The 22,335-nt window shown below is 69.1% G+C and carries 21 protein-coding genes; 11 read left to right on the top strand and 10 right to left on the bottom strand.

Features of this window, described 5'->3' with window-relative positions; translation table 11 throughout:
* Positions 1-32: 32 nt before the first annotated feature.
* The gene (locus tag ACFYRH_RS28245) at positions 33-2,000 is read left to right on the top strand and encodes a discoidin domain-containing protein (protein ID WP_387781693.1); all 1,968 of its coding nucleotides are present in this window, start codon (positions 33-35) and stop codon (positions 1,998-2,000) included.
* Between the two features lie 143 nt (positions 2,001-2,143).
* Here ACFYRH_RS28245 and ACFYRH_RS28240 read toward each other — a convergent pair whose 3' ends face one another.
* Genes ACFYRH_RS28240 through ACFYRH_RS28230 form a run of 3 tightly spaced genes read right to left on the bottom strand, consistent with a single transcriptional unit; the run spans position 2,144 to position 6,985 of the window.
* Positions 2,144-5,227, bottom strand: coding sequence for a GH92 family glycosyl hydrolase (locus ACFYRH_RS28240; RefSeq protein WP_387782540.1), 3,084 nt, complete (start codon positions 5,225-5,227; stop codon positions 2,144-2,146).
* Between the two features lie 19 nt (positions 5,228-5,246).
* Positions 5,247-6,140, bottom strand: coding sequence for an NAD-dependent dehydratase (locus ACFYRH_RS28235; protein WP_387781691.1), 894 nt, complete (start codon positions 6,138-6,140; stop codon positions 5,247-5,249).
* Positions 6,137-6,985: a phosphotransferase family protein gene (locus tag ACFYRH_RS28230; protein WP_387781689.1), complete on the bottom strand. Its 849-nt coding sequence runs from the start codon at positions 6,983-6,985 to the stop codon at positions 6,137-6,139. The genes ACFYRH_RS28235 and ACFYRH_RS28230 overlap by 4 nt, the downstream gene beginning before the upstream one ends.
* 53 nt (positions 6,986-7,038) lie before the next feature.
* On the opposite strand from ACFYRH_RS28230, the gene dapD reads away from it, so the two are divergent.
* Entirely contained in the window at positions 7,039-7,977 is a 939-nt protein-coding gene (gene dapD, locus ACFYRH_RS28225) for a 2,3,4,5-tetrahydropyridine-2,6-dicarboxylate N-succinyltransferase (RefSeq protein WP_387781687.1), read from the top strand.
* A gap of 153 nt (positions 7,978-8,130) precedes the next feature.
* A complete protein-coding gene (locus ACFYRH_RS28220; RefSeq protein WP_387781685.1) occupies positions 8,131-9,108 on the top strand; it encodes a hypothetical protein in 978 nt (325 codons plus the stop codon).
* Between the two features lie 49 nt (positions 9,109-9,157).
* On the opposite strand, the gene fdxA is transcribed toward ACFYRH_RS28220, so the two are convergent.
* Positions 9,158-9,484, bottom strand: coding sequence for a ferredoxin (gene fdxA, locus ACFYRH_RS28215; RefSeq protein ID WP_012923087.1), 327 nt, complete (start codon positions 9,482-9,484; stop codon positions 9,158-9,160).
* A gap of 118 nt (positions 9,485-9,602) precedes the next feature.
* Here fdxA and ACFYRH_RS28210 point away from each other — a divergent pair, with 118 nt between their 5' ends.
* Positions 9,603-10,529, top strand: a complete 927-nt coding sequence (locus ACFYRH_RS28210) for a GNAT family N-acetyltransferase (RefSeq protein ID WP_387781683.1) — start codon at positions 9,603-9,605, stop codon at positions 10,527-10,529.
* Here the strand turns inward: ACFYRH_RS28210 and ACFYRH_RS28205 are convergent.
* A complete protein-coding gene (locus ACFYRH_RS28205; RefSeq protein WP_387781681.1) occupies positions 10,511-11,881 on the bottom strand; it encodes an MFS transporter in 1,371 nt (456 codons plus the stop codon). The two genes, ACFYRH_RS28210 and ACFYRH_RS28205, sit on opposite strands and share 19 nt — an antisense overlap.
* Before the next feature lie 54 nt (positions 11,882-11,935).
* Here ACFYRH_RS28205 and ACFYRH_RS28200 point away from each other — a divergent pair, with 54 nt between their 5' ends.
* Positions 11,936-12,373 carry a type II toxin-antitoxin system PemK/MazF family toxin gene (locus ACFYRH_RS28200; protein WP_387781679.1) on the top strand — a complete coding sequence of 146 codons (438 nt, stop codon included), beginning with the start codon at positions 11,936-11,938 and terminating at the stop codon, positions 12,371-12,373.
* A gap of 94 nt (positions 12,374-12,467) precedes the next feature.
* On the opposite strand, the gene ACFYRH_RS28195 is transcribed toward ACFYRH_RS28200, so the two are convergent.
* On the bottom strand, positions 12,468-14,240 hold the full coding sequence (locus tag ACFYRH_RS28195; protein ID WP_387781677.1) for a VanW family protein: 1,773 nt from the start codon (positions 14,238-14,240) through the stop codon (positions 12,468-12,470).
* A gap of 112 nt (positions 14,241-14,352) precedes the next feature.
* Positions 14,353-14,871: a flavin reductase family protein gene (locus ACFYRH_RS28190; protein ID WP_387781675.1), complete on the bottom strand. Its 519-nt coding sequence runs from the start codon at positions 14,869-14,871 to the stop codon at positions 14,353-14,355.
* Between the two features lie 188 nt (positions 14,872-15,059).
* Between ACFYRH_RS28190 and ACFYRH_RS28185 the strand changes: the two genes are divergently transcribed.
* On the top strand, positions 15,060-15,992 hold the full coding sequence (locus ACFYRH_RS28185) for a DMT family transporter (RefSeq protein ID WP_387781673.1): 933 nt from the start codon (positions 15,060-15,062) through the stop codon (positions 15,990-15,992).
* On the opposite strand, the gene mshB is transcribed toward ACFYRH_RS28185, so the two are convergent.
* From mshB to ACFYRH_RS28170, 3 genes are all read right to left on the bottom strand, one after another.
* Positions 15,931-16,842, bottom strand: a complete 912-nt coding sequence (mshB, locus tag ACFYRH_RS28180) for an N-acetyl-1-D-myo-inositol-2-amino-2-deoxy-alpha-D-glucopyranoside deacetylase (protein ID WP_387781671.1) — start codon at positions 16,840-16,842, stop codon at positions 15,931-15,933. The two genes, ACFYRH_RS28185 and mshB, sit on opposite strands and share 62 nt — an antisense overlap.
* A 61-nt stretch (positions 16,843-16,903) precedes the next feature.
* Positions 16,904-17,200 carry a response regulator transcription factor gene (locus tag ACFYRH_RS28175; protein ID WP_387781669.1) on the bottom strand — a complete coding sequence of 99 codons (297 nt, stop codon included), beginning with the start codon at positions 17,198-17,200 and terminating at the stop codon, positions 16,904-16,906.
* Between the two features lie 138 nt (positions 17,201-17,338).
* A complete protein-coding gene (locus ACFYRH_RS28170; RefSeq protein WP_387781667.1) occupies positions 17,339-17,707 on the bottom strand; it encodes a (deoxy)nucleoside triphosphate pyrophosphohydrolase in 369 nt (122 codons plus the stop codon).
* Positions 17,708-17,756: 49 nt separating this feature from the next.
* Here ACFYRH_RS28170 and ACFYRH_RS28165 point away from each other — a divergent pair, with 49 nt between their 5' ends.
* The 5 genes from ACFYRH_RS28165 to ACFYRH_RS28145 all read left to right on the top strand — a co-directional run bounded on the left by ACFYRH_RS28165 (position 17,757) and on the right by ACFYRH_RS28145 (position 22,228).
* Positions 17,757-18,389 (top strand): hypothetical protein, encoded by a 633-nt coding sequence (locus ACFYRH_RS28165; protein WP_387781665.1) that lies wholly within the window; start codon positions 17,757-17,759, stop codon positions 18,387-18,389.
* A 102-nt stretch (positions 18,390-18,491) separates the two neighbouring features.
* Positions 18,492-18,794 carry a hypothetical protein gene (locus tag ACFYRH_RS28160; protein WP_387781663.1) on the top strand — a complete coding sequence of 101 codons (303 nt, stop codon included), beginning with the start codon at positions 18,492-18,494 and terminating at the stop codon, positions 18,792-18,794.
* The gene (locus ACFYRH_RS28155; RefSeq protein ID WP_387781661.1) at positions 18,794-19,594 is read left to right on the top strand and encodes a hypothetical protein; all 801 of its coding nucleotides are present in this window, start codon (positions 18,794-18,796) and stop codon (positions 19,592-19,594) included. Before ACFYRH_RS28160 ends, ACFYRH_RS28155 begins: the two co-directional genes overlap by 1 nt.
* Positions 19,595-19,601: 7 nt before the next feature.
* The gene (locus ACFYRH_RS28150; protein ID WP_387781659.1) at positions 19,602-21,479 is read left to right on the top strand and encodes a fumarate reductase/succinate dehydrogenase flavoprotein subunit; all 1,878 of its coding nucleotides are present in this window, start codon (positions 19,602-19,604) and stop codon (positions 21,477-21,479) included.
* A complete protein-coding gene (locus ACFYRH_RS28145; protein WP_387781657.1) occupies positions 21,476-22,228 on the top strand; it encodes a succinate dehydrogenase/fumarate reductase iron-sulfur subunit in 753 nt (250 codons plus the stop codon). The genes ACFYRH_RS28150 and ACFYRH_RS28145 overlap by 4 nt, the downstream gene beginning before the upstream one ends.
* The last annotated feature ends 107 nt before the right edge of the window (positions 22,229-22,335 follow it).

The raw sequence follows: 22,335 nt of genomic DNA, 5'->3' as shown, positions 1-22,335 counted from the left end.
CAACGTTGACATTTCTCCCTAAGGTCCGTGCGGTGACCACCGTTTCCCGCCGTACTTTCCTGCGCACCAACGCCGCTCTCGCCACCGGGCTGAGCGTCTCCGCCGCGCTGCCGGCGCTGTCAGCAAAGGCATGGTCCTCCCCCGTCGACCGTCCGCTCCGTGCCACCCGCGCGGACGAATGGACCCAACTCTTCGACCGCCGCTCCGGCTGGATCGGCGCGGACGGGATCTACTCCGTCCCGCTCGACGGGCGCGACGGACTCGCCTCCGCGACCCCCGGCTCGCGGACCGCGTTCATCTTCAGCGACACCCGGATCGGCACCGTCGACCCGGACGACCTGACCTACGACCAGACCGGGTTCGTCAACAACTCCTCCGCCGTCCTGACCGGCGACCGCCCCGATCCCGCTCGCGCGACCTTCGTGCTCGGAGACACCGGCGCCTTCGGCAACGGGTTCTGGATGAACGACGGGATCGCGATCGGCGACACCCTGTACGCCACCGGGTTCGCGCCCGACTCCGACTGGAACGCGGCCCGCGTCGACCTGATCGCGGTCCCGATCGTCGACGGCACGCCCGACTACACCGCCGTACAGCGGACCGAGAACTTCGGGCTGCTGGTGCGGAACAGTACGTACATCGTGATGTTCGGGGTCGGCATCATGCCGGGCACGGACGGGTTCGTGTACGTGTACGGCTATCGGAACACGTTGCTCGGCGGCCAGAAGGACCTGGTCGTGGCGCGGGTGCCGCGGGACCGGTTCGCCGACGTCACGGCATGGCGGTACTGGAGCGGTACGACGTGGAGCACCGACATCACGGTCAGCGTGCGGGACTCCGCCGTACTGCATGCCGATGTGTCGACGGAGCTGAGCGTCACGCCGATCCCGCGCGGCCGGTACGCCGGGAAGTACCTGCTGGTCTACCTGCGGAACGTGAACTCGACCGGGCTCGAGTACGCGGTCGGGTCGTCGCCGACCGGACCGTTCGAGGCCGGGGTGCGGTTCTACAACTGCCCGGAGCCGTACATCTACGAGTCGCAGACCGAGGGCGGCACGTACTGCTACAACGCGAAGGCGCACCCGAGTCTCTCCGACGACGGCCGGCTCCTGGTGAGCTACAACGTCAACCGGCTCGGCAGCGACCCGCTGACCACCGAGATCTACCGCCCGCGGTTCGTCTGGCTGGATCTGGAGCACCTGGCCGACCAACCGGCGGCACCGCGCGCGACCACCGATGTCGCCGTCGCCCGCGACTGGACCGCGGACGCCCGCCGGGACGCCCACCTCGTACTGGACCTCGGCCGGCTACGCACCATCTCGGGCTACCGGATCAAACACGCCGGGTACGCCGGGAGTCCGGCCCCGAGCGCGTGGAACACCAGGGACTTCACGATCGAGGTGGCCCAACGCGCCGCCGGACCGTGGCGCCCGGTCGACACCGTGACGGGCAACACCGAGAACCTGACGGAGCGGCGCTTCACGAGCCCGGTACTGACCCGCTTCGTCCGGATCACCGTGCATCGGCCGACGCAATCGGACGACACCACCGCACGCGTACTGGAGTTCGCAGCCGTGGCCGATGCCGACTCGGCTCCGGACCTCGCCCGCTACAAGCCCGTGCTCGCGGACGCCGCCAACAGCACCGCGCACTCGGTGACCGACCCCGGCGAAGACGTCTGGGTGAACGCCTCGGGGCACAGCACGACCTGGCTGTCCATCGACCTCGGCACCGACCGAACCATCGGCAGGTACGTCGTCGAACACGCCGGCGACCCGAACCTGAACACCCGCGACTTCGTCCTGCAGTCCAGTGACAACAACAAACTGTGGACCACCCGAGACAACGTCACAGGTAACACCGCCGCAGTCTCGGACCGAGCCGTCGTACCGTTCACGGCCCGCTACCTTCGCCTGCTCATCACCCGACCGGTAGCGCCGACTGTCGCTGACAAAACCACCCGGATCCGCGCCATCGCGGCGTACCCGCCCGCCACCTGACCCGCACCCGCACCCGCTTCCGCCGAGTCGTGGCGTCTGGCTCCCGCCCCGATCCGCGAGTCGTGGATTGTGGCGCCGCTTCAGCAGCCACAACTCACGACTCGGCGGAGGTAGGGGGAGCCGATACACACGACTCGGCGGGGTCAGGACAGGAGTTCGACCTGGGCGAGGGTGGTGGGGGCGGGCATGGTGAGGCGGTAGTGCTGGTATTTGCCAGGGGTGGTGATGGTGAAGGGGCGGGTTTGGCGGTGCCAGCGGAAGGTTTGGGCGGTGCGTTCGTCCAGGATGGTCCAGGTGGTGCCGTCGGTGGAGCCTTCCAGGCGCCATTCGGTCGGCGCCGCCTCGGACTGGGCTGAGGTGAGCGTGTAGATCGTCGCGGTCGCGGGCGCCGGGAGCGACCATGTGGTGACCGGGTCCAGGATCGCTTCCGTCGCGGACGTGTTGTCGAAGAGCGGGTTACCGGCGTCGACCGGGATGAGGTCGACGAGCGGGCTCGCCACGACGTCGTCGGTGGTGAGCGCCGGCGGCGACTCGAGACTGCCCCAGCCGGACGGCTCGGCACCCAGGGTGAACCGCAGGTCCGCGCCGTTGATCACCGCGTGGTCGATGGATGCCACCGGCAACGGCTTCCCGTCGACGAGGACCTCCTGGACGTACGGGTGTTCGGGATTCGTCGCCGTGACCGTGAACGGCGTGCCACCGAGCGGCGCGACGGTGACCCGCGGGAACAGCGGCGAACCGATCGCGTACTCCGGAGCACCGACGCGGAGCGGGTACAGCCCCAGAGCGGCGAACAGGTACCACGCCGACATCTCGCCGTTGTCCTCGTCACCAGGGTAGCCCTGGCCGATCTGCTCCCCGACGTACAGGCGGTCGAGGACCTCGCGGACGATCGCCTGGGTCTTGTGCGGTGCGCCGGCGTAGTTGTACATCCACGCGATGTGGTGCGCCGGCTGGTTGCTGAAACCGAACTGCCCCATCCGGACCGCCTGCGCTTCGAGCATCTCGTGGATGACGATCGAGTAGGTGCCCTTCTTCACCGCGAGCTCCGGGGTCGCGAAGAACCCGTCGAGTTTCGCCTCCAGACCACGCGGCCCGCCGTACAGGTTGGCCAGGCCGCGCGGGTCGTGGGCGACGTGGAAGGCGAAGTTCCAGCCGTCGGTCTCGGTGAAGTCGCCGCCCCACTCCTCGGGGTCGAAGTCGGCCGGCTTCTTCGCGAACGCACCGTCTGGCCGGCGGCCCTGGAAGAAGTCGACGTCCTCGTCGAAGAGCAGCACGTAGTTCAGCGACCGGCGCCGCAGGTACTCCGCTTCCTCGCGAAGCTCGGCGCGCCGCGCGGCGGGGATCGCCGGGTCGTCAGCGAGCCGCGCGGCCATCTCGGCCAGCCCGAAGTCGTTCAGGTACGCCTCCAGCGACCACGACACGCTCTCCTCGGTGTCCGTGCTCACGTACCCGGCGAAGAACCCGGTCTCGACGCCCTTCCGGCCGACCTCGGTCGCTTCCGGCGAGACGGTCGCGTTCCGCAGCCCGGCGTCGTACGTCGCCAGCGGATCCGGCAACGCCACGTCCTTGAGGTACGCGTCCGCGAACGACACGTCCGAGCTCGTCCCGGTCATGCAGTCCGCGTACCCCGGTGACGACCAGCGCGCGATCCACCCGCCGTCGCGGTACTGCTGCACGAACCCGTCGACCAGCTCGGCCGCGAGCTCCGGGTAGAAGAACGCGTACGCCGGCCACGCGGTCCGGTACGTGTCCCAGAACCCGCTGTTCACGTACATCTTGCCGGGCTTCACGACTGCGTTCGTTGCGCGCTCGGTCGCGGCACCGTTCACCGGCAGCACCGGGCTGGCGTAGTGGTACTCCGGGGCGTCGGCGGTGCCCGCGTTCTCGAAGTGCGAGTTCGGGTAGAGGTTCAGTCGGTAGAGGTTGCCGTAGACGGTCCGCAGCTGCGGTGGCGTCGCGCCTTCCGGCCGCATCACCTGCAGGCGCTCGTTCCACGCGGCGTTCGCGGCGGCGTGGATCTCCTCGAACGTCCCGCCGAGCTCGAGGGACAGGTTGTGCTTCGCCTGGTCGACCCCGATGAACGACGTCGCGATCCGCAACGTCACCTCCGGTACGTCGAAGGTGGCGGCGCGGGCGTTCTCGCGACCACCCTTCGCCGTACCGAAACTCGCGGGGGCGGTGGAGAACTCTCCGTAGCAGTACATCCGCGTGCGGCCGAACTCCGAGCCGTTCTCGACCCAGCCGGTGACCGCGGTCCCGTCGTGGTCGAAGGCACCGTTCTCGTCGATCGTGTCGAACACCAGGTGCCGCCCGGCCGCGTCCGCCGGGAACGTGAACCGGAAGATCGCGCCGTGGTCGGTCGGGGCGAGCTCGGCGCGGACGCCGTTCGCGAGCGCGACGGCGTACAGGTCGGGGCGGGCGATCTCGTCGTCGTGGCTGAACGCGGCGGCACGCTCAGCGGGATCGCCGAGTGGCTCGGCGGCGGCGACCGGCATGATCGTCAGCTGATCGCGGTCGCCCATCCACGGGCTCGGCTGGTGCGAGAACGTCAGGCCCTGGAGCTCGGGACGGTTGTCGGCGTTGTTCGCCCGGTGGTACTCGTAGGGCCAGCGGTGCGTGGACGCGTTCGTCACCGGCGTGACGAAGTTGAACCCGTTCGGCCAGGCCGTGATCGGCAGGGTGTTGCCGCGGGAGAAGCCGTGACTGGCGTTCGTGCCGCGGCGCGTGTCGACGTACGCCGCCAGGTCCGAACCGTCCGGCTCGGGCGGCGCCGGCCCGATCTCGACGTCATCGATCCAGCCCTCGTACGCGTGGCCCGCCTCCGGCGCGTCCACCACGAGCACGACCTGCGCGATCGTCTTCCCGGCGGCCGCGCTCACGTCGATCTGTACGTCGTTCCACTGGTCGGCATACAGGATCTTCGCCGCCCCCTGCCCCGCGGCGTCGGCCGGCTTCCCGTACTGGTCCAGCGCACCGGCCAGCCGCGTCCCGTCCGCGAACACCAGCTCCACCGCCGCGTACGTCGCCGCGTAACTCAGCGCGGTGTCGAGCACCGGGTAGATCTTGTACCGCAGCCGGTCCCCGCCCGCGACCACTCCCCCGGCACCCGGCAGCTCAACCTCCTGCCGCCCACCACTGGTCCCGGAGTACCGCGTCCCGTCCACCGCACTGAACCCGGCCCGAGGACTCGTCGGCCCACCCGGCCCGCCACCTGTCTGAATCATCACGCAGCAATCCTACGAATCAATGCGGCGGCCCGGGCGGCATGTTTCCATCCTGGACCCAGGCGACGTAGTCCCGGGCGGTTTCCTCGTCCGCTCGGAGCCTGAGGCCTGCTGTCATGGCGCGGGTGTTGTTCAGTTGGAAGGTGCCGTCGTTGGTGCCGTCGTGGGGGAGGTGGAAGCGGTCTTCGGTGGGGGACCAGTTGATGGGTTGTGGGTTGGGTACGGCGGTGCGCCAGGCGACGGCCAGCTCGGAGAGGGTGCGGGTTGGGCCCACGGCGTTGAAGGGGCCGGGGATGCGGTCGACCGTGAGGTGGAGGAGGAACGCGGCCAGGTCGCGGGCGTCGAGGTACTGGACGGGCTGGTCGGGGCGGGCGGCGCATTCCATCGGGAGGTCATGGGCCAGGGCCCAGCCCCAGTTGCCGAAGTCCGGGTTGTAGGGGCCGACGACGAAACCCGAGCGTACGGCGGAGCTTCGGTCACCGAAGGTGGCGGTGAGCAACGATTCGTTGCGGACCTTCGACGGGCCGTAGAGGTCCATCGTGAAGTGGTCCTCGGGAGCGCCCTCCGGCCAGTCGAGCAGCGGGGCGGATTCCGTCATACCGGGTGTGGTCTTGCCGGCGTAAACGGCGATCGAGGACATGTACGTGTAGTGGCCGCAGCGATCGCGCAGTACGGAGGCGCTCAGAGACACGTCGCGGACGAGGAAACCGGACATGTCGATCACGCCGTCCCATTCCCCCGCGGCGAGGGCCTGGGGTGCCGAGCGGTCGCCGACGATCCGGCGTACCGAACCGAACAGCGACGGGTTGGTCAGGCCGCGGTTGAAGAGGGTGACTTCGTGGTCGTCACGGAGCGCGGCCTCGACGACGTGCCGCCCGAGATTCTTGGTGCCACCGAGGACGAGGAGTTTCATGCCAGCGACCCGACGAGGTCCCGGAGTTCGGTCAGCAGGCCGTCGATCCAGTGCACCGATTCCGGGATGGTCCGCAGCCCTTCCTCGACGATGAACATCAGCGCCACCAGGTAGAAGCAGCCGCCACCGACCAGCATCTGCCGCTCCACCACCGCGGGATTCCCGCCGGCGGCTTCGGTGTACTGGGCAACGATCGGCGCCCGGTCATGGCCGAGCGCGACGGCGTCGCGGACCAGCGTGTAGAGGTCGCTCAGATGCGGCGCCTGGTACGCGCCCGGCCAGTCGATCGCCGTCCATCGGGTCCCGTCGGTGACGAGGTTCTTCGGCACGAAGTCACCATGGACGACGGCCGTCGGCGCGTCCCGGTGCACCGCCGCCAGCGCGTCGGTCAACGGACGCAGGCCGAACTCGATCCGCCCGATCCGGGCCGCCATCTCGCCGACCCGCTCCGGCGGGAACTCGCTCGGTCCCGTCACCGGTCGGCCGCGGATCGTCGCGAGCAACTCGGCACCGGCCGCGAATCCTTCGGCCGTCGGCTCCTGTTCCAGCGTCACCCGGCCGACGTCCGCGAGGACCAGTACACCGGCGTCGCCGGACCGATGCCGGTGGATCAGCTCCGGAGCGGGCAGGTCCAGCGGTACGACGTACCGCTCGTAGGCGGCCGCCTCGTCGGCCTGCCCGTCGGTGCCCCGCTTGACGATCACGCTGTTCAGCCCGAACGACAACCGCCACACCTCGGACGATCCCCACTGCCGCAGCAACTCCCCGTGCAACTCCCCGACGGCCGGAGCTTTCGTGGCCTCGAGGATCGGATCGGCGACGACGTCGAGCCAGCTGGGAAGCATCCAGAAAGTAGACCACGGCGAGCCGCCGAAGGGCGTCGATTTAGGGTGGGGTCATGACGCAGAACGCCACGCACGCCTGGGGCTACGGCCTCGCCACCGTCACGCCCGCGGGAGACGTCCTCGACGTCTGGTACCCGGCCCCCGCGCTCGGCTCGAAGCCGGCCGGCGCGAAGGCTCCGGCCGCGCTGATCGCGGCCGAGGGCAACGACGACCTCCGGCAGGTACGGCGTCAGGTGGTGGCGACCGAGATCACCCTGGACGCGGCCCCGGGCGGTACGGCCGACGCGTACCTGCGACTGCACCTGCTGTCGCACCGCCTGGTCCGCCCGCACGGCGTGAACCTGGACGGCATCTTCGGCGCGCTGCCGAACAACGCGTGGACGTCGCTCGGCCCGGTCCCGGTCGACGAGATCGAGACCGTCCGGCTGCGGGCCCGGGCCGCGGGGCAGCACCTGAGCGTCACGAGCGTCGACAAGTTCCCGCGGATGACGGACTACGTCGTACCGTCCGGGGTCCGGATCGGCGACGCGGACCGGGTCCGGCTCGGGGCACACCTGGCCGCGGGGACGACGGTCATGCACGAGGGCTTCGTGAATTTCAACGCCGGCACCCTCGGGACGTCGATGGTCGAGGGCCGGATCGTCGCGGGTGTCGTGGTCGACGACGGCAGCGACATCGGCGCGGGCGCGTCGATCATGGGCACACTGTCCGGCGGCGGCAAGCAGGTGATCTCGATCGGCAAGCGCTGTCTGCTCGGCGCGAACGGCGGCACCGGCATCTCGCTCGGCGACGACTGCGTGGTCGAGGCGGGGCTGTACGTGACCGCCGGCACCAAGGTCACGCTCCCGGACGGCAGCGTGGTGAAGGCGCGCGACCTGTCCGGCCAGCCCGGGCTGCTGTTCATCCGGAACTCGGTCACCGGCGCCGTCGAGGCCCGGCCGCGCACCGGCGAGGGCATCACGCTGAACGAGGCGCTGCACGCCAACGCCTGACCATCCCGAAGCACCTGGGCCGAAAGCCTGATTCTTTGCGTTCCCGGCCGTCCGAAAGTATGACTTCGGCAACCGGCGTGCGGCCGCACACGTCAATCAGTTCGTGACCCGCGAACCGGAACCTGAGTACCGCCCCCAGACGTTGGGAGCGGTATGCCGGTGAAGCGTGGTGCCCTGGTGGCTGTGGGTGCCATTGGCGCGCTCAGCCTCGTGGTCGGGGTCGGCATCGCCTGGCTCGGCGGCAAGCACGTGGGCAACATCCTGCCGCCGCGCGAGCAGTGCACGGCCACGGTGAACGGGCAGCAGGTCGTCCTGGACTTCGAGCAGGCCGAATCTGCCGCGATCATCGCCGGGATCGCCGTCCGCCGCGGTCTCCCGGCCCGCGCGGCGACGATCGCGCTCGCGACGGCGTACCAGGAGTCGAACCTGCGGAACCTCGCGCACGGCGACCGGGACTCGCTCGGCCTGTTCCAGCAGCGCCCGTCCCAGGGCTGGGGTACGGCGACGCAGGTCCGGGACCCGTACTACGCGACCGGCAAGTTCTACGACGCGCTGGTGAAGATCAAGAACTACCAGAAGCTCGCGATCACGGTCGCCGCGGACAAGGTGCAGCGCAGCGCGTTCCCGACCGCGTACGCCGACCACGAGGCGGACGCGCGGGTTCTCGCGTCGGCGCTCACCGGGCAGTCGAAGAGCGTGTTCAGCTGCACGGTCAACGATCACTCGGTGCAGCAGGAGGCGATCGGGCGGAACGGGCTGACGCCGCGCGCGGACGCCGTCCGGAAGGATCTGCTCCGGACGTTCGGGAAGCTGTCGACCGGTGGGTACGCCGTCGGCGGGGTGCGGAGCGGTCACATGGAGGGGTCGGCGCACTACGACGGGCGGGCCGTGGACGTGTTCGTGCGGCCGATCTCGGCGGCGAACACCACCAAGGGGTGGGCGATGGCGCAGTACCTGGTCGCCCGGGCGGACCTGCTGAACATCAAGACGGTGATCTTCAGCGACAAGATCTGGACGGCCGGCGGCAAGTCGGACAGCGGCTGGCGCGACTACACGCCTCCCGAGCGCTCCGGCGACCCGAAGATCCTGCGCCATCTCGACCACGTCCACGTGGACGTTCTCGACCAATAGATAAATGGGACGCCCCGCACGGGACGTCCCATTTTCTGTGTTCAGCTATTTACTCGTCGTGTTCCTGCGGCGGAAGCGCCGCGATGAACGGGTGGTCCTTGTCGATCTTGCCGAGCTTGGACGCGCCGCCCGGGGAACCCAGGTCGTTGAAGAAGTCGACGTTCGCCGTGTAGTAGTCCTTCCACTGCTCCGGCGTGTCGTCCTCGTAGTAGATCGCCTCCACCGGGCAGACCGGCTCACAGGCTCCGCAGTCGACGCACTCGTCGGGGTGGATGTACAGCATCCGGTTGCCCTCGTAGATGCAGTCGACGGGGCACTCCTCGACACATGCGAGGTCCTTCAGGTCAACACACGGCTGCGCGATGACGTAGGTCACTGCTACTCCTCCTATGACAGGCAAGCGCAGCGCGGGTCTCGGGGTGCTGCGATGCGGTGGTGCTCGGTGTCTCTAGTATCACGGTAGTACGTCGCCCACTTTGCCAGGAGTCCGGATCGTGTCAGGCCTGGGTGCCCGTGATATCGGCCACCGTGTCGTCGTCCGGCACCGGATTCCTGGCGGTCTGACCGACCTGATCGGGGTACTCCAGGCGTGGACGCCGGAGCTGCTGACCGTCCGGCACACCGACAGCACGGTGCACGAGATTCCGGTGGCCGACGTCACGGCGGCCAAAACGATCCCGGAAATGCCGCTCCGCCCGGTTGACGTCGACCAGCTCTTCCTCACCACCGCGCTCGGCCGGCCGGCCGCGGAGACGGCGTACGTCGGGCACTGGTTGCTGCGCGCGTCGGCGGGCTGGACCGGACGGGCGAACTCACTGCTTCCGGCGGGCAGCCCCGGGATGCCCGTGGCCGACGCCCTCAAGCACGCCGAGGCCTTCTACGACGAGCGCGGGCTGCCGCCGCTGGCGTTGATCCGGCTGGGCAGCCCCGAGGACGCCGAGATCCGCTCCTGCGGCTGGGTCGACGCGCGGCCGGCGCAGTCCGACGTACTCGTCCTGCACACCACACTCGACCACGTGAACGCCGAGCCGCGGTACGACGTACAGCTCGCCGAGCACCCTGGTGACGCCTGGTATGCCGCCGCCTTCGACGGGCCGGTGCCCGCGGTGGCGCCGCAGGTGATGGAGGGCGCACCGAAGGCCGTGTTCGCCTCGATCACGCTCGACGGCCAGGTCGCCGCGGTCGCCCGCGGGGCGATGACCGGTCACTGGCTCGCCGTCGACGCGGTCCGGGTCAGCGCGGACTTCCGCCGCCGCGGCCTGGGTACTGCGGTCGTCCAGGGTCTCGCCCGCTGGGCAGGCCCCCTGGGAGGACGCCGTACGTACCTGGAGGTCCTGCTGGAGAACGAGGCCGCCATGGCGACGTACACGCGGCTCGGCTACCGCGAGGCGTACCGCTACCGCTATCTGACGAGCCGCTGAGCAGCACCCGCTCCGACCAGCGTCAGCACGACAAAGCCCGCGAGTACGACGCTGAGCGCGCGGACCGGGGCACTGTCGAGCGCAGCGTAGGTGGAGCCGGCTAGCGCGACACCCAGCGCTCCAGACAGCTGCGCGTTGGTCGCGACCACGCCGGAAAGGTCAGCGGCGTACTGCGAGGACATGCTCGACGTGATCGCACCGATCAGGGTGTTGGCACTGATACCGAGCCCCAGCCCGCCAACTCCGAGCAGTGCAAACAGCAGCGGACCTGTGGTGCCACCGAGACCCAGGTAGACCAGCACGGTCAGATAGCCGACCGCCAGCACCAGACAGCCGATGACAGGCATCCACCGCACTCCCCTGCGCAGCTTCGGGATCACAGGTCCCGCCAGCCCGAAGGCGGCGACCCAGACGACCATGGCGAACCCGGAGTACGCCGGGCCCTTGTGGAGACCGCCCTGGAGGTAAAGGGCAAGCACGAACAGCAGGGCGAAGTACGTGCCGCTGGTGCACCCGTGGGCGAGCAGGCCGGCGCGCACGTGCCGGTTTCTCAGCACCTCCCTGGCGATCAGGGGGCGGCCACCGCGAGCGGCTGTACGCCGTTCGCCGTACTCGAAGAGCGCGAGGGCTGGGAGGCTGAGCAGGAGGCAGAGCCAGGACCAGGCGGGCCAACCACGCTCCGTGCCGAGCAGGAGCGGCACGATGACGAGCAGAACCGTTGTGGACAAGGCGAGTACGCCGGTCAGGTCGAGGCGATCCCGACGGCCCGGAGGATCGGCCGGAAGCAGGCGCCGGCCGGCCACCGCGAGCGTGATACCGATCGGCACGTTCACGAGGAAGATCGGTCGCCAGCCGGTACCGAAGAGGTCGGCGGCGATCAGCACGCCGCCGAGGAGCTGCCCGGCGACGGCCCCGCCGGACAGCGCGATCGAGAAGTAGCCGAGCGCTTTCAGGCGGTCGCGGCCCTCGAAATGCAGCTGGATGCCGCTCAGCACCTGCGGCACCATCAGCGCGGCTCCGGCGCCCTGGACGAAGCGGGCGACGACGAGCGTGACGATGTCGGGCGCGAGCCCGCAGGCGAGCGAGGCCGCGGTGAAGACGGTCAGTCCGAGCAGGACCGTCGTCCGGTACCCGAGCGAGGAGCCGAGGCGGGCGCCGGTGATCAGCAGGACGGCGAACGCGACGACGTACCCGGAGACGACCAGGCCGACCGCGCCCGCCGAGGCGTGCAGGTCGGCGCCGATCGAGGGGCCGGCGATGTTCGCCACCGCGGTGTCGATGTTGGCCATGAACTGACAGGTGAGCAGGACGGCGAGGATCGCACCCCGATTGCGCGTCTGAGTGATGAGCACGCCGAAGGAACGGTGCGAGGTGCTCGTGATGTGAGGGCGCTAGTGTCCTGTGCCATGGCGGATCACGTGGTCGAGCGGCCGGAGTACCCGGGGGACTTCGAGGGGACGGTGCACGTGGAGTACGCGCCGCATCCGGACGACGGGGTGGCGGATCCGGGCGAGATCGTCTGGACCTGGGTGCCGTTCGAGGAGGACTTCAGCCGCGGGAAGGACCGGCCGGTGCTGGTCGTCGGCTGGGACGAGCCGTACCTGCTGGCGCTGATCCTGACCAGCAAGGACCACGACCGCGACGCCGCCGACGAGGCGCGCTGGGGCCGGGTCTGGCTGGACATCGGCAGCGGCAACTGGGACAAGTCGCACCGGCCGAGCGAGGTCCGGCTGGACCGCGTCCTACGGATCGAGCCGCGGCACGTCCGCCGCGAAGGTGCCGTGATCGACGAGCCGCTGTTCGACCAGGTCGCGGCGGAGCTGCACAAGCTCCACCGCGGCTAGTTCCCCAGGTCAACCCAGCTCAGCTCGGCCCAGGTCAGCTCGGCCCAGGTCAGCTCGGCCCAGGTCAGCTCGGCCCAGGTCAGCTCGGCCCAGGTCAGCTCGGCGGGCGCGGCGTGACGGCCGGCTTGCCCCGCGGCGGCGTCGACGTCCCCGGCGGGGGCGGCGTCGTGGTGCCGGGCTTCGGGCCGCACCGGATGTCGTCGGCCGCGTTGTACTTCGTCGTGAACGACTCGGTCTTCTGCCGTACGCCGTTCTTCGCGAAGTACCGGTACACGGTGATGTCGAAGCCCGGCGTCGGCGCCTGCGCTCGGCAGTCGGCGGCCGTGTTGTAGACCACCTGCGGCTGCCGCGGGTTCGACTTGCCGGACTGGCCGGCGGTGATCTGCCAGGTCTTGGTGCCCCAGATGATCACCCGGATGCTCCCGGAACTGCCCGGCGTGGACGCCTTGAAGATCGTCTGCACCAGCACCCCGTGGCCGGAGTCGTTGAGGAACTTCAGGTCCACCGACGGCCACGCGACGGTGGCCTCCCGGCCGACCGGGTACCGCGAGATGTAGACGCTGTGCGCCTTGTGCTCGAGGATCTTCAGCCCGGCGAAGAAGGCCGCGTTGAAGGTCGTGGTCGCGGACTGCGAGACGCCGCCCCCGAGGTCCAGGACGAACTTGCCGCCGCTGATGATGTTGCCCTCGGTGAACCCGTTCTCCTTGGTCCGCTCCCCGACGATCTTGTTCAGGCTGAACGTCTCGCCGGGTTTCAGCAGCGTCCCGTTGATCTTCGCCGCCGCCGTACCGATGTTGACGTTGCGGTACGGCGCGTGCGGGAACTCGGTCTTGAAGTCGCCGATGTTCTGCGTGATCCCGAGCGCGGTGGCCTGCTCGGTGGTGAACTTCGCCTTGGTCGGTGTCAGCGGGACGGCCGCCCGCCGCTCGCCGGTCGGTTTCGGCAGCGCCGCGAGGATCGCGGCGCCGACCTTGGTCCGGTCGACGGTCAGGCCGTCGACCGCCGGCACCACCTTCGGCCCGGCACCGACGATCTGCACCGTCGCGTCCTTCGGCAGCGTCTCCAAGGTCTTGAACCGCTGCTGGAACAGCGGCTCCAGGGTCTTGGTGTTCAGCGCCGGGATGACCTCGCCCTCGCGGGCGGTGAGCGTCAGCGCGGGCGCGATCTCGGCCGGCTCCAGGTCGACCGACTTCGAACCGACGGTCAGCCGGACCGGGCCGGACATGGCCGGCTGGGCGAACTCGGTGAGCGCCTTGGCGATCGCCTCGGTGCCGGCCTTCGGCTTCGACACGCTGACCGGCAGATCCTTCGGGTTCCCGTCCGAGGGGTACGCCGCGAGCACCGCGGCCGGCGCCTTCTCGGTGTCCAACTGCAGCCCGTCGGCGGGGTCGTGGGTCACCGGCTTGGTGCCCTTGAACGTGATCGTGCCCTCGGTGGCCGGCCGGTTCACCTGACCGGCGAGCTTCTCGACGGCGGCCTTCAGCTTCGCGTCGTCACTGCGGACCACGGGCTCGACCGCGGACCCACCGGTCAACGCGTGCCAGATCCGGGCCGGGGACAGACTGCGGCCGGCGCCCGCGGCGTCGACGGTCTTGTCCACGTCCACCGACAGCCCGGCCTCGGCCGGCGCCACCTGGAACTTGGCGTCACCCGCCTTCAGCGCGATCGGCGCTGCCTGGCGGTCCTCGAGACCGGCCGCCAGCTTGGTCTTGGCGTCGTCCTGGGACAGTCCACCGATCGGGATTCCGAGCACGGTGGTGTCAGCGGGGATCTTGGCACCGGCGAACGCGAACGCCGCGCCGTACCCCACGACGACTACACCGAGCCCGGCGGCGGCGATGATCCCCGCGAGCTGCTTTCTCCCCACCGGACGAAGTCCTCCTGCTCGGGCCGTGGTCAGGGCACAAGCGCACATCCTACGGGACGGCGCGGGCCCTTCTCGCCCTCGGGGCAGCCCCTGGTTGCCCCGCTGCTGACGGTCAGTCGCCGTTCAGTTTCCGGTAGTCACTGCGGTGGTAGATCAGCGCGCTCGGGTTGCCCGGCTCGCCGGCCCCGAGGCTGAGCACCTCACCGACCACGATCGTGTGGTCACCACCGTCGTACGTCGCCCATGTCCGGCACTCGAGCCAGGACAGCGCGCCGTCGACCACGACACACCCGGTCTTCGGGCCCGCCGACGTACCGATGCCCTCGAACTGGCTGTACAGATCCCGGCCGGACCGTGCGAACCGCTCCGCGATCTCCCGCTGCGTCCCGGCGAGCACCGACACCGCCCAATACCCACAGTCGAGTACGGCGGCGTGCATCCGGACCCCTTTGTCCACGCACACCAGCACCAGCGGCGGGTCGAGCGAGACCGAACTGAACGCGTTCGCCGTCATCGCGTGCGAGACACCGTCCTGCAACGTGCTCATGATCGTGATCCCGGACGCGAACTGCCCGAGCGCAGCACGGAACTCCGCAGGCGGAACACTCCCACTGAGCTCGGACGAGGACACGTCTGCAGGTTAGGGCATGCCGCCCGATCCCGCGCCGTCGCGAGCAGGTGCTCGGTGCGGTAGCTCGGTGCGGTGCCGAGTGCCGCGCAGTAGGCGCGGGATCGGGCGACATGCCCTACGCCCGCAGGAAGGTTGATGCCTCAACCTGGCGTGTGGGTCCTGTCACGCTGATGGGTACCGGAGTGGTGATGACCGCTGACAAGGCGCCAACGCACGCAGCACCCTGGCTCGCTGTCGGGGCGTTGTTCGTTTCCGTCTCCTCGGTCCTGATCGACCTCGCCGGTACGACGCCGGGCACCGCGAGCTTCTACCGCTGCGTGCTGTCGCTGCCACTGCTCGCGGTGGTCGCCGGGATCGAGCGCCGGCGCAAGCGGCCGTTGCGCCGGGACGAGTTGCTGTTCGGTCTGCTCGCCGGTGCGTTCTTCGCCGGAGACATGCTGCTGTGGACGCGGGCGATCGACGAGGTCGGCGCCGGTCTCTCGACCGTGGTGGTGAACGTGCAGGTGATCGGCGTACCGCTGCTCGCCTGGGCGATCGACGGAGAGACGGTCCCGCGCCGGTTCGTCGCCTGGGTGCCGGTCATGATCCTCGGCGTCGCGCTGACGGCCGGGTTGATCGGCGGTGGCGCCGCCGGAACGGACCCGGTCCACGGAACGATCCACGCCGTCCTCGCGGCCGCCTGCTACTCCGTCTTCCTCTACCTGCTGCGGCGGACCGGGATGGGCGGACGACCGATCCAGAACTACTTCGTGGTGATCGCCTCGGCCGGCCTGGTCTCGCTCGTCGCGGGATGGCTCTGGCGTGGGGTCGACCTCACGCCAGGGTTGCGCGTGATCGGCTGGCTGATCGGAGTGGCTGTCGCCGGGACCGTCGTGGGCTGGCTGCTGGTGGCGACGTACTCACCGCGACTGCCGAGCCACGTCGGCGCCGCGCTGTTGATGCTGACGCCGGTCGGCGCGCTCGTGCTGAGTTCCGTGGTGCTGCACGAGCGGCCGACCGGGTTGCAGCTGATCGGGTGTGTCCTGATCCTGGCCGGTGCCTACTTCTCCGGGAACCGGATCAGAGGCCGGCGAACAGGTCGTGCTCGAGGCCGTCCGGGCCCGGAGCAGGGGTGCCCTTGACCAGGCGGTAGGGCTCGGAGGCCCAGATCTGGTTGCCGTTGTTGTTGGACAGCGCGAAGAACGGGCCGTCGACGGTGATCTGGGTGGCGTGCGCCTTCATCGCGTTCATCTTCCGGTCGAGGAACTCCTCGCCCTCGATGACGCAGTCGATCAGCCGGTCCGGCGTGATCATCGGCGGCAGCGGGCCGTCCGGGTCCATGCCCTCGAAGGTCGTGGTGTCGCCGGCGTCGCGGAGCGCCCGCAGTTGCTCGCGCATCGGCGACTCGGCCATCGCGGTCCAGTAGATCTTCGGGATGTCCCAGGCCGGGCCGAGGTCCTCCCGGTACGACCGGGCGGCGGCCAGGTCGGCGGCGTAGGTCGCGACGCGGTGTGCCTTGATGTGGTCCGGGTGGCCGTAGTTGCCCCACTGGTCGTAGGTGACCAGGACCTGGGGGCGGAGCTCCCGGATCACCGGGACCAGGTCGTTGGCCGCGGCGACCAGGTCGGCCTGCCAGAAGCTGTCCTTGCGGGTCTCCGGCGGGACATCCGCGTTACCCGAGTCGTTGTAGATCATCCCGGTGTCGCGGTACTTGCCCGCGCCACCCAGGAAGCGGTGGTCGGTGACGCCGAGCTCGGCCATCGCGTTCGCGAGTTCACCGATCCGGTGCTCGCCGAGGCCGTCGTCCTGGTCGGAGGCCAGGTGGGACAGCTCGGGGACGAGCACCTCACCCTCCTCGCCGAGGGTGCAGGTGATCAGCGTGACGTGGGCCCCCTCGGCCACATACCGCGCCATCGTCACACCGTTGTTGATGGTTTCGTCGTCCGGGTGCGCATGCACCAGCAGCAGCCGGCGCTCAGCAAGCTCAACCATGCCGAAAGCCTACGTCGGCGTCCGGACAGTCTCCGGAGCGCGCACTCTGCCAGGCGGAAGATCAGCCGAAGCGGCGGACCAGCAGGCACCCGGCCTGGAACCGCGACTTGGCACCGAGACCGGCGATCAACGCACTGATCTCGGAGCGGACGGTGCGCAGCGAGAGCCCCAGCTCACGGGCGATCGCGGCGTCCTTCGCGCCGGTGGACATCATCCGGCCGATGGCGACCTGACGGCTGGTCAGCTCCTTGACCGCGGCGGGGATCCGCCGATGCGATCCGAGTTCGTACACCTCGCAGACGACGTCCGGTGCGAAGTCCTCTCTCGGCACCATCGGAACGGCCGGATAGACCGACATGCGTCACTCCTCCCCAAGAGTTCAGGGAAAGATTCTGTCGACGGTCCCGATCGGTCGCCAGGTACAACCCATACAAACGACCCATACAGTTCCAGGCCGTGATCTTCTGGTGGCGACCCGCGATGTGACTTCCGCCACTCACAGAAGGTTGCGCACCACCCGGACGAAGGGCCGGTCGGGGACGAGCCAGTCCTGCTCCTCGAGTTCCCCCGCGGTAAACCAGCGCAGCTCGGAGTGCTCCCGCAGTACCGGATCGCCGGCGACGACCGTGGCCAGATAGACGTGCAGCCGATAGGCGCCGGAGATGTCGACGCCCGGCCCGAGCGAGGCACCGACCTTGACCTCCAGGTCCAGTTCCTCGCGAATCTCCCGCACCGCGGCCGCCTCGTCGGTCTCCCCCGGCTCGACCTTCCCGCCCGGGAACTCCCACCCACCGTCGGGTCCCGGCCGGTACGCCGCCAGTACCCGGCCGTCCTCGACCACAGCCACTCCTACCACCGTCTGCATGTCGCGACTCTGCCAGAAATTGTCCGCCGGGTCCGAGATGATGCCTGGCATGCCCTTGCAGAACAGGGTTCTACCCACCCAGGAGATCGTCGCCGACCCCGCTCGCGGCCTGCTGATGGGCAACCGCGGCAGCCTGCACGGCCCGGATCGCCGCCTCGGGACCACCCGCTGGCGCTCGAAAGCGTGGATCTGCTGCGTCCTTGACTGGAAGGGGATCCGGCGCGACCCGATGCCGCCCGGCCGCTGGACCGCACTGTTCTTCTTCGACGAAGCCGTCGCCCTCGCCGCCGGCCATCGCCCCTGTCATTACTGCCGCCGCAGGGACTTCCTGCTGTACGCCGGCGCGTGGGCGACCGGCCGCGGCCTCGGCGAGCGGCCGCGGGCCGCGGCGATGGACGCGCAACTCCACAGCGAACGCGTCGAACCACGGACCAGAAGGCAGCGGACGACGGTGCGCCCGCTGGCCGAACTCCCTGACGGCGCGATGATCCGCTACGACGGCAGCCCCGCACTGATCCTCGGCCACCAGGTGCTCCCCTGGTCCTGGACGGGGTACGCCGTGGCCCGCAGACCGCCCGGGCTCCGCGAGGCCGAGGTGCTCACCCCACCGGCGAATCTCGTTGTCCTACAGGGCGGATTCGCTCCATTACTCCACCCGTCGGCACGGTCGCAACTGAGGTGACCCTTACCGGAAACACGCCGTACCGAGGGGTCTTCCGTTGGGCGCTCGGCAGGGGCAAAGTGTGCCCATACTGACAGCTACATAACCATCACTGGAGTCGGCATGAGTGAGGGCAACAGCGGCCGTGACGTTACCGCCGGAGTCGTCCGTGCGCTCGAAGGACTGCATGCGGCAGTCGGCAGACTCAGCCAGGAGTACGGTGACACCCTCGGCATCCGCCGCCTGGTGTCCGATGTGGCCCGGCTGAGCGACGATCTCGCAGAGCTGGGCCCGCCCGACCCCAGGCACAGGCCCGGACCAGTTCCGGAGGAACTCGAGGAGATTTCCGACGTGGAGTATGACGCGTCCATGTGGACAGACGCGGAGCACGAAGGCTTCGGCGCCCCAGATCGGCACGCCCCCTGATGGCAACGGGTGTAAGCGCACCGGGCCGCGCTCAAGTAGGCCTGAAGACCGCACGTACGGATCGATGGTGGCTCGCGCCGTTGCGCATCGGCGTGATCCTGCTGTTCTTCATCGTCTACGCGACGGTCCGGATCTTCATGAACAAGTGGTACTGGGTCGACGCGTACCACTACCTCACGCCGCTGTACTCGCCGTGTGTGACCAGCAGCTGTGTCGAGGGCTCGAGCCACCTCGGGACCTGGTTCGGCGCGTTCCCACGCTTCCTGCCGTTCAGCCTGATCACGTTCGTGATCCTGGCCGGCTTCCGTGGCACCTGCTACTACTACCGCAAGGCGGGGTACCGGTCGCTGTTCTGGGCGCCGGCCGCGTGCGCGGTGCCCGAGCCGCACAAGACCTACACCGGTGAGCGGAAGTTCCCGCTGGTCGCGCTGAACCTGCACCGCTACTTCTTCTACGGCGCGCTGGTCTTCGGTCTGCTGAACGTCTACGACGGCATCCAGGCCTTCCACGGCAAGGACGGCGGCTTCGGTATCGGCCTCGGCACGCTGATCATCTGGATCAACCTGGTCGCGCTGTGGCTGTACACGCTGTCCTGCCACGCCTGCCGGCACATCGTCGGCGGCCGGCTGAAGAACTTCTCCAAGCACCCGATGCGCTATCGGTACTGGACGTTCGTGTCCAAGCTGAACCCGAAGCACGGCACCTTCGCGATGACGTCGCTGTTCACCGTGATCCTGACCGACTTCTACATCATGGCGCTGTCGGCCGGATGGTTCTCCGACCTGCGCTTCATCAATTGAGGACTTCATGACTGAGCTGGAACGACACTCCTACGACGTCGTCGTGATCGGGGCCGGCGGCGCCGGCCTGCGCGCGGCGATCGAGGCCCGCGAGCAGGGCAAGAAGACCGCGATCATCTGCAAGTCGCTGTTCGGCAAGGCGCACACGGTGATGGCCGAGGGCGGTTGCGCGGCCGCGATGGGCAACGCGAACTCCAACGACAACTGGCAGGTCCACTACCGCGACACGATGCGCGGCGGGAAGTTCCTGAACAACTGGCGGATGGCCGAGCTGCACGCGCAGGAGGCTCCCGACCGGGTCTGGGAGCTGGAGACGTACGGCGCGCTGTTCGACCGCACGCCCGACGGGCGGATCAGCCAGCGCAACTTCGGCGGCCACACCTACCCGCGGCTCGCGCACGTCGGTGACCGCACCGGCCTGGAGCTGATCCGCACGCTGCAGCAGAAGATCGTCTCGCTGCAGCAGGAGGACTTCGAGGCCACCGGCGACTACGAGGCCAACCTCAAGGTGTACGCCGAGTGCACGATCACCGAGCTGCTCAAGGACGGCGATGCGATCTCCGGCGCCTTCGGGTACTGGCGCGAGTCGGGCCGCTTCATCCTGTTCGACGCCCCGGCCGTGGTGCTCGCGACCGGCGGCGTCGGCAAGTCGTTCAAGGTCACCTCGAACTCCTGGGAGTACACCGGTGACGGGCACGCGCTGGCGATGCGGGCCGGTGCGACGCTGATCAACATGGAGTTCATCCAGTTCCACCCGACCGGCATGGTCTGGCCGCCGTCGGTGAAGGGCATCCTGGTCACCGAGTCGGTCCGCGGTGACGGCGGCGTGCTGAAGAACTCCGAGGGCAAGCGGTTCATGTTCGACTACGTGCCGGACGTGTTCCGGGCGCAGTACGCGGACAACGAGGAAGAGGCCGACCGCTGGTACAAGGACGCCGACAACAACCGGCGCCCACCGGAGCTGCTGCCGCGTGACGAGGTCGCCCGGGCGATCAACTCCGAGGTCAAGGCCGGCCGCGGCACTCCGCACGGCGGTGTCTTCCTGGACGTGTCGACCCGGCTCCCGGCCGAGGAGATCACCCGGCGGCTGCCGTCGATGCACCACCAGTTCAAGGAGCTGGCGGATGTCGACATCACCAAGGAGCCGATGGAGGTCGGCCCGACGTGTCACTACGTGATGGGTGGCGTCGAGGTCGATCCGGACACCGCGTCGTCCGTCGTACCGGGGCTGTTCGCCGCCGGTGAGGTCGCGGGCGGCATGCACGGGTCGAACCGGCTCGGCGGCAACTCGCTGTCCGACCTGCTGGTGTTCGGCCGGCGCGCCGGAATGGGCGCCGCGACGTACGTCGACCAGCTCACGGAGCGGCCGAAGATCGACGAGGCCGATGTCGACGCGGCGGCGGCCGAAGCGCTGGCGCCGTTCGAGCTCGAGGGTGGCGAGAACCCGTACTCGATCCACCAGGAGCTGCAGCAGTCGATGAACGACCTGGTCGGCATCATCCGCAAGGAAGACGAGATGGAGCGGGCGCTCGGCCGGCTGGCCGAGTTCCGCGGGCGGATCGCGAAGATGACGGTCGAGGGTCACCGGCAGTTCAACCCGGGCTGGCACCTGGCGCTCGACCTGCGGAACATGCTGACGGTGTCCGAGTGCGTCGCCGGTGCGGCGCTGCTGCGGCAGGAGTCGCGCGGCGGTCACACCCGCGACGACTTCCCGGAGATGTCGGCGGACTGGCGCAAGAAACTGCTGGTCTGCAAGCTCGACGCCGAGGGCCACGTGAACGTGAGCGAGAAGCAGCAGATCCCGATGCGCGAGGACCTGCTCGAGCTGTTCGAGGTCGACGAGCTGAAGAAGTACCTGACGGATGAGGAGCTGCCGACCGCATGAGTTACAAGGGCAAATTCCGGGTCTGGCGGGGCGACTCCGAGGGCGGCGAGCTCAAGGACTACGAGGTCGAGGTGAACGAGGGCGAGGTCGTCCTCGACGTCATCCACCGGCTGCAGGCCACGCAGACGCCGGACATGGCGGTCCGCTGGAACTGCAAGGCCGGTAAGTGCGGCTCCTGCAGCGCCGAGATCAACGGCATGCCGAAGCTGATGTGCATGTGCCGGATGAACACTTTCGAAGAGGACGAGGTCGTCACGGTCACGCCGCTGCGGACGTTCCCGGTGATCCGCGACCTGGTCACGGACGTGTCGTTCAACTACCAGAAGGCCCGCGAGGTGCCGGCCTTCAAGCCGCCGGCGGACCTGAAGCCGGGCGAGTACCGGATGCAGCAGGTCGATGTCGAGCGGTCGCAGGAGTTCCGCAAGTGCATCGAGTGCTTCCTGTGCCAGGACACCTGCCACGTGATCCGGGACCACGAGGAGAACAAGGAGAGCTTCTCCGGTCCCCGGTTCCTGATGCGGATCGCCGAGCTGGACATGCACCCGCTCGACGCCGCGGACCGGCAGAAGGCCGCCCAGGAGGAGCACGGCCTGGGCTTCTGCAACATCACCAAGTGCTGCACCGAGGTGTGCCCCGAGCACATCAAGATCACCGACAACGCGCTGATCCCGATGAAGGAGCGCGTCGCCGACCGCAAGTACGACCCGCTGGTCTGGCTCGGCAACAAGATCCGCCGCCGCCCGGCCTGAGGACGTGACCTGACGAGGCCCCCGGAATCCGCCGAGATTCCGGGGGCCTCGGCCTGTCGCACCGCCGGTGAGGCGGACCGGCTGCACTCCTTGGTGCCCTAGGCTCG

Source organism: Kribbella sp. NPDC004875 (genome assembly GCF_042873375.1).
GTDB lineage: Bacteria > Actinomycetota > Actinomycetes > Propionibacteriales > Kribbellaceae > Kribbella.
The sequence above is the reverse complement of the archived record's forward strand: the minus strand, read 5'-3'. Positions and strand labels throughout refer to the sequence as shown.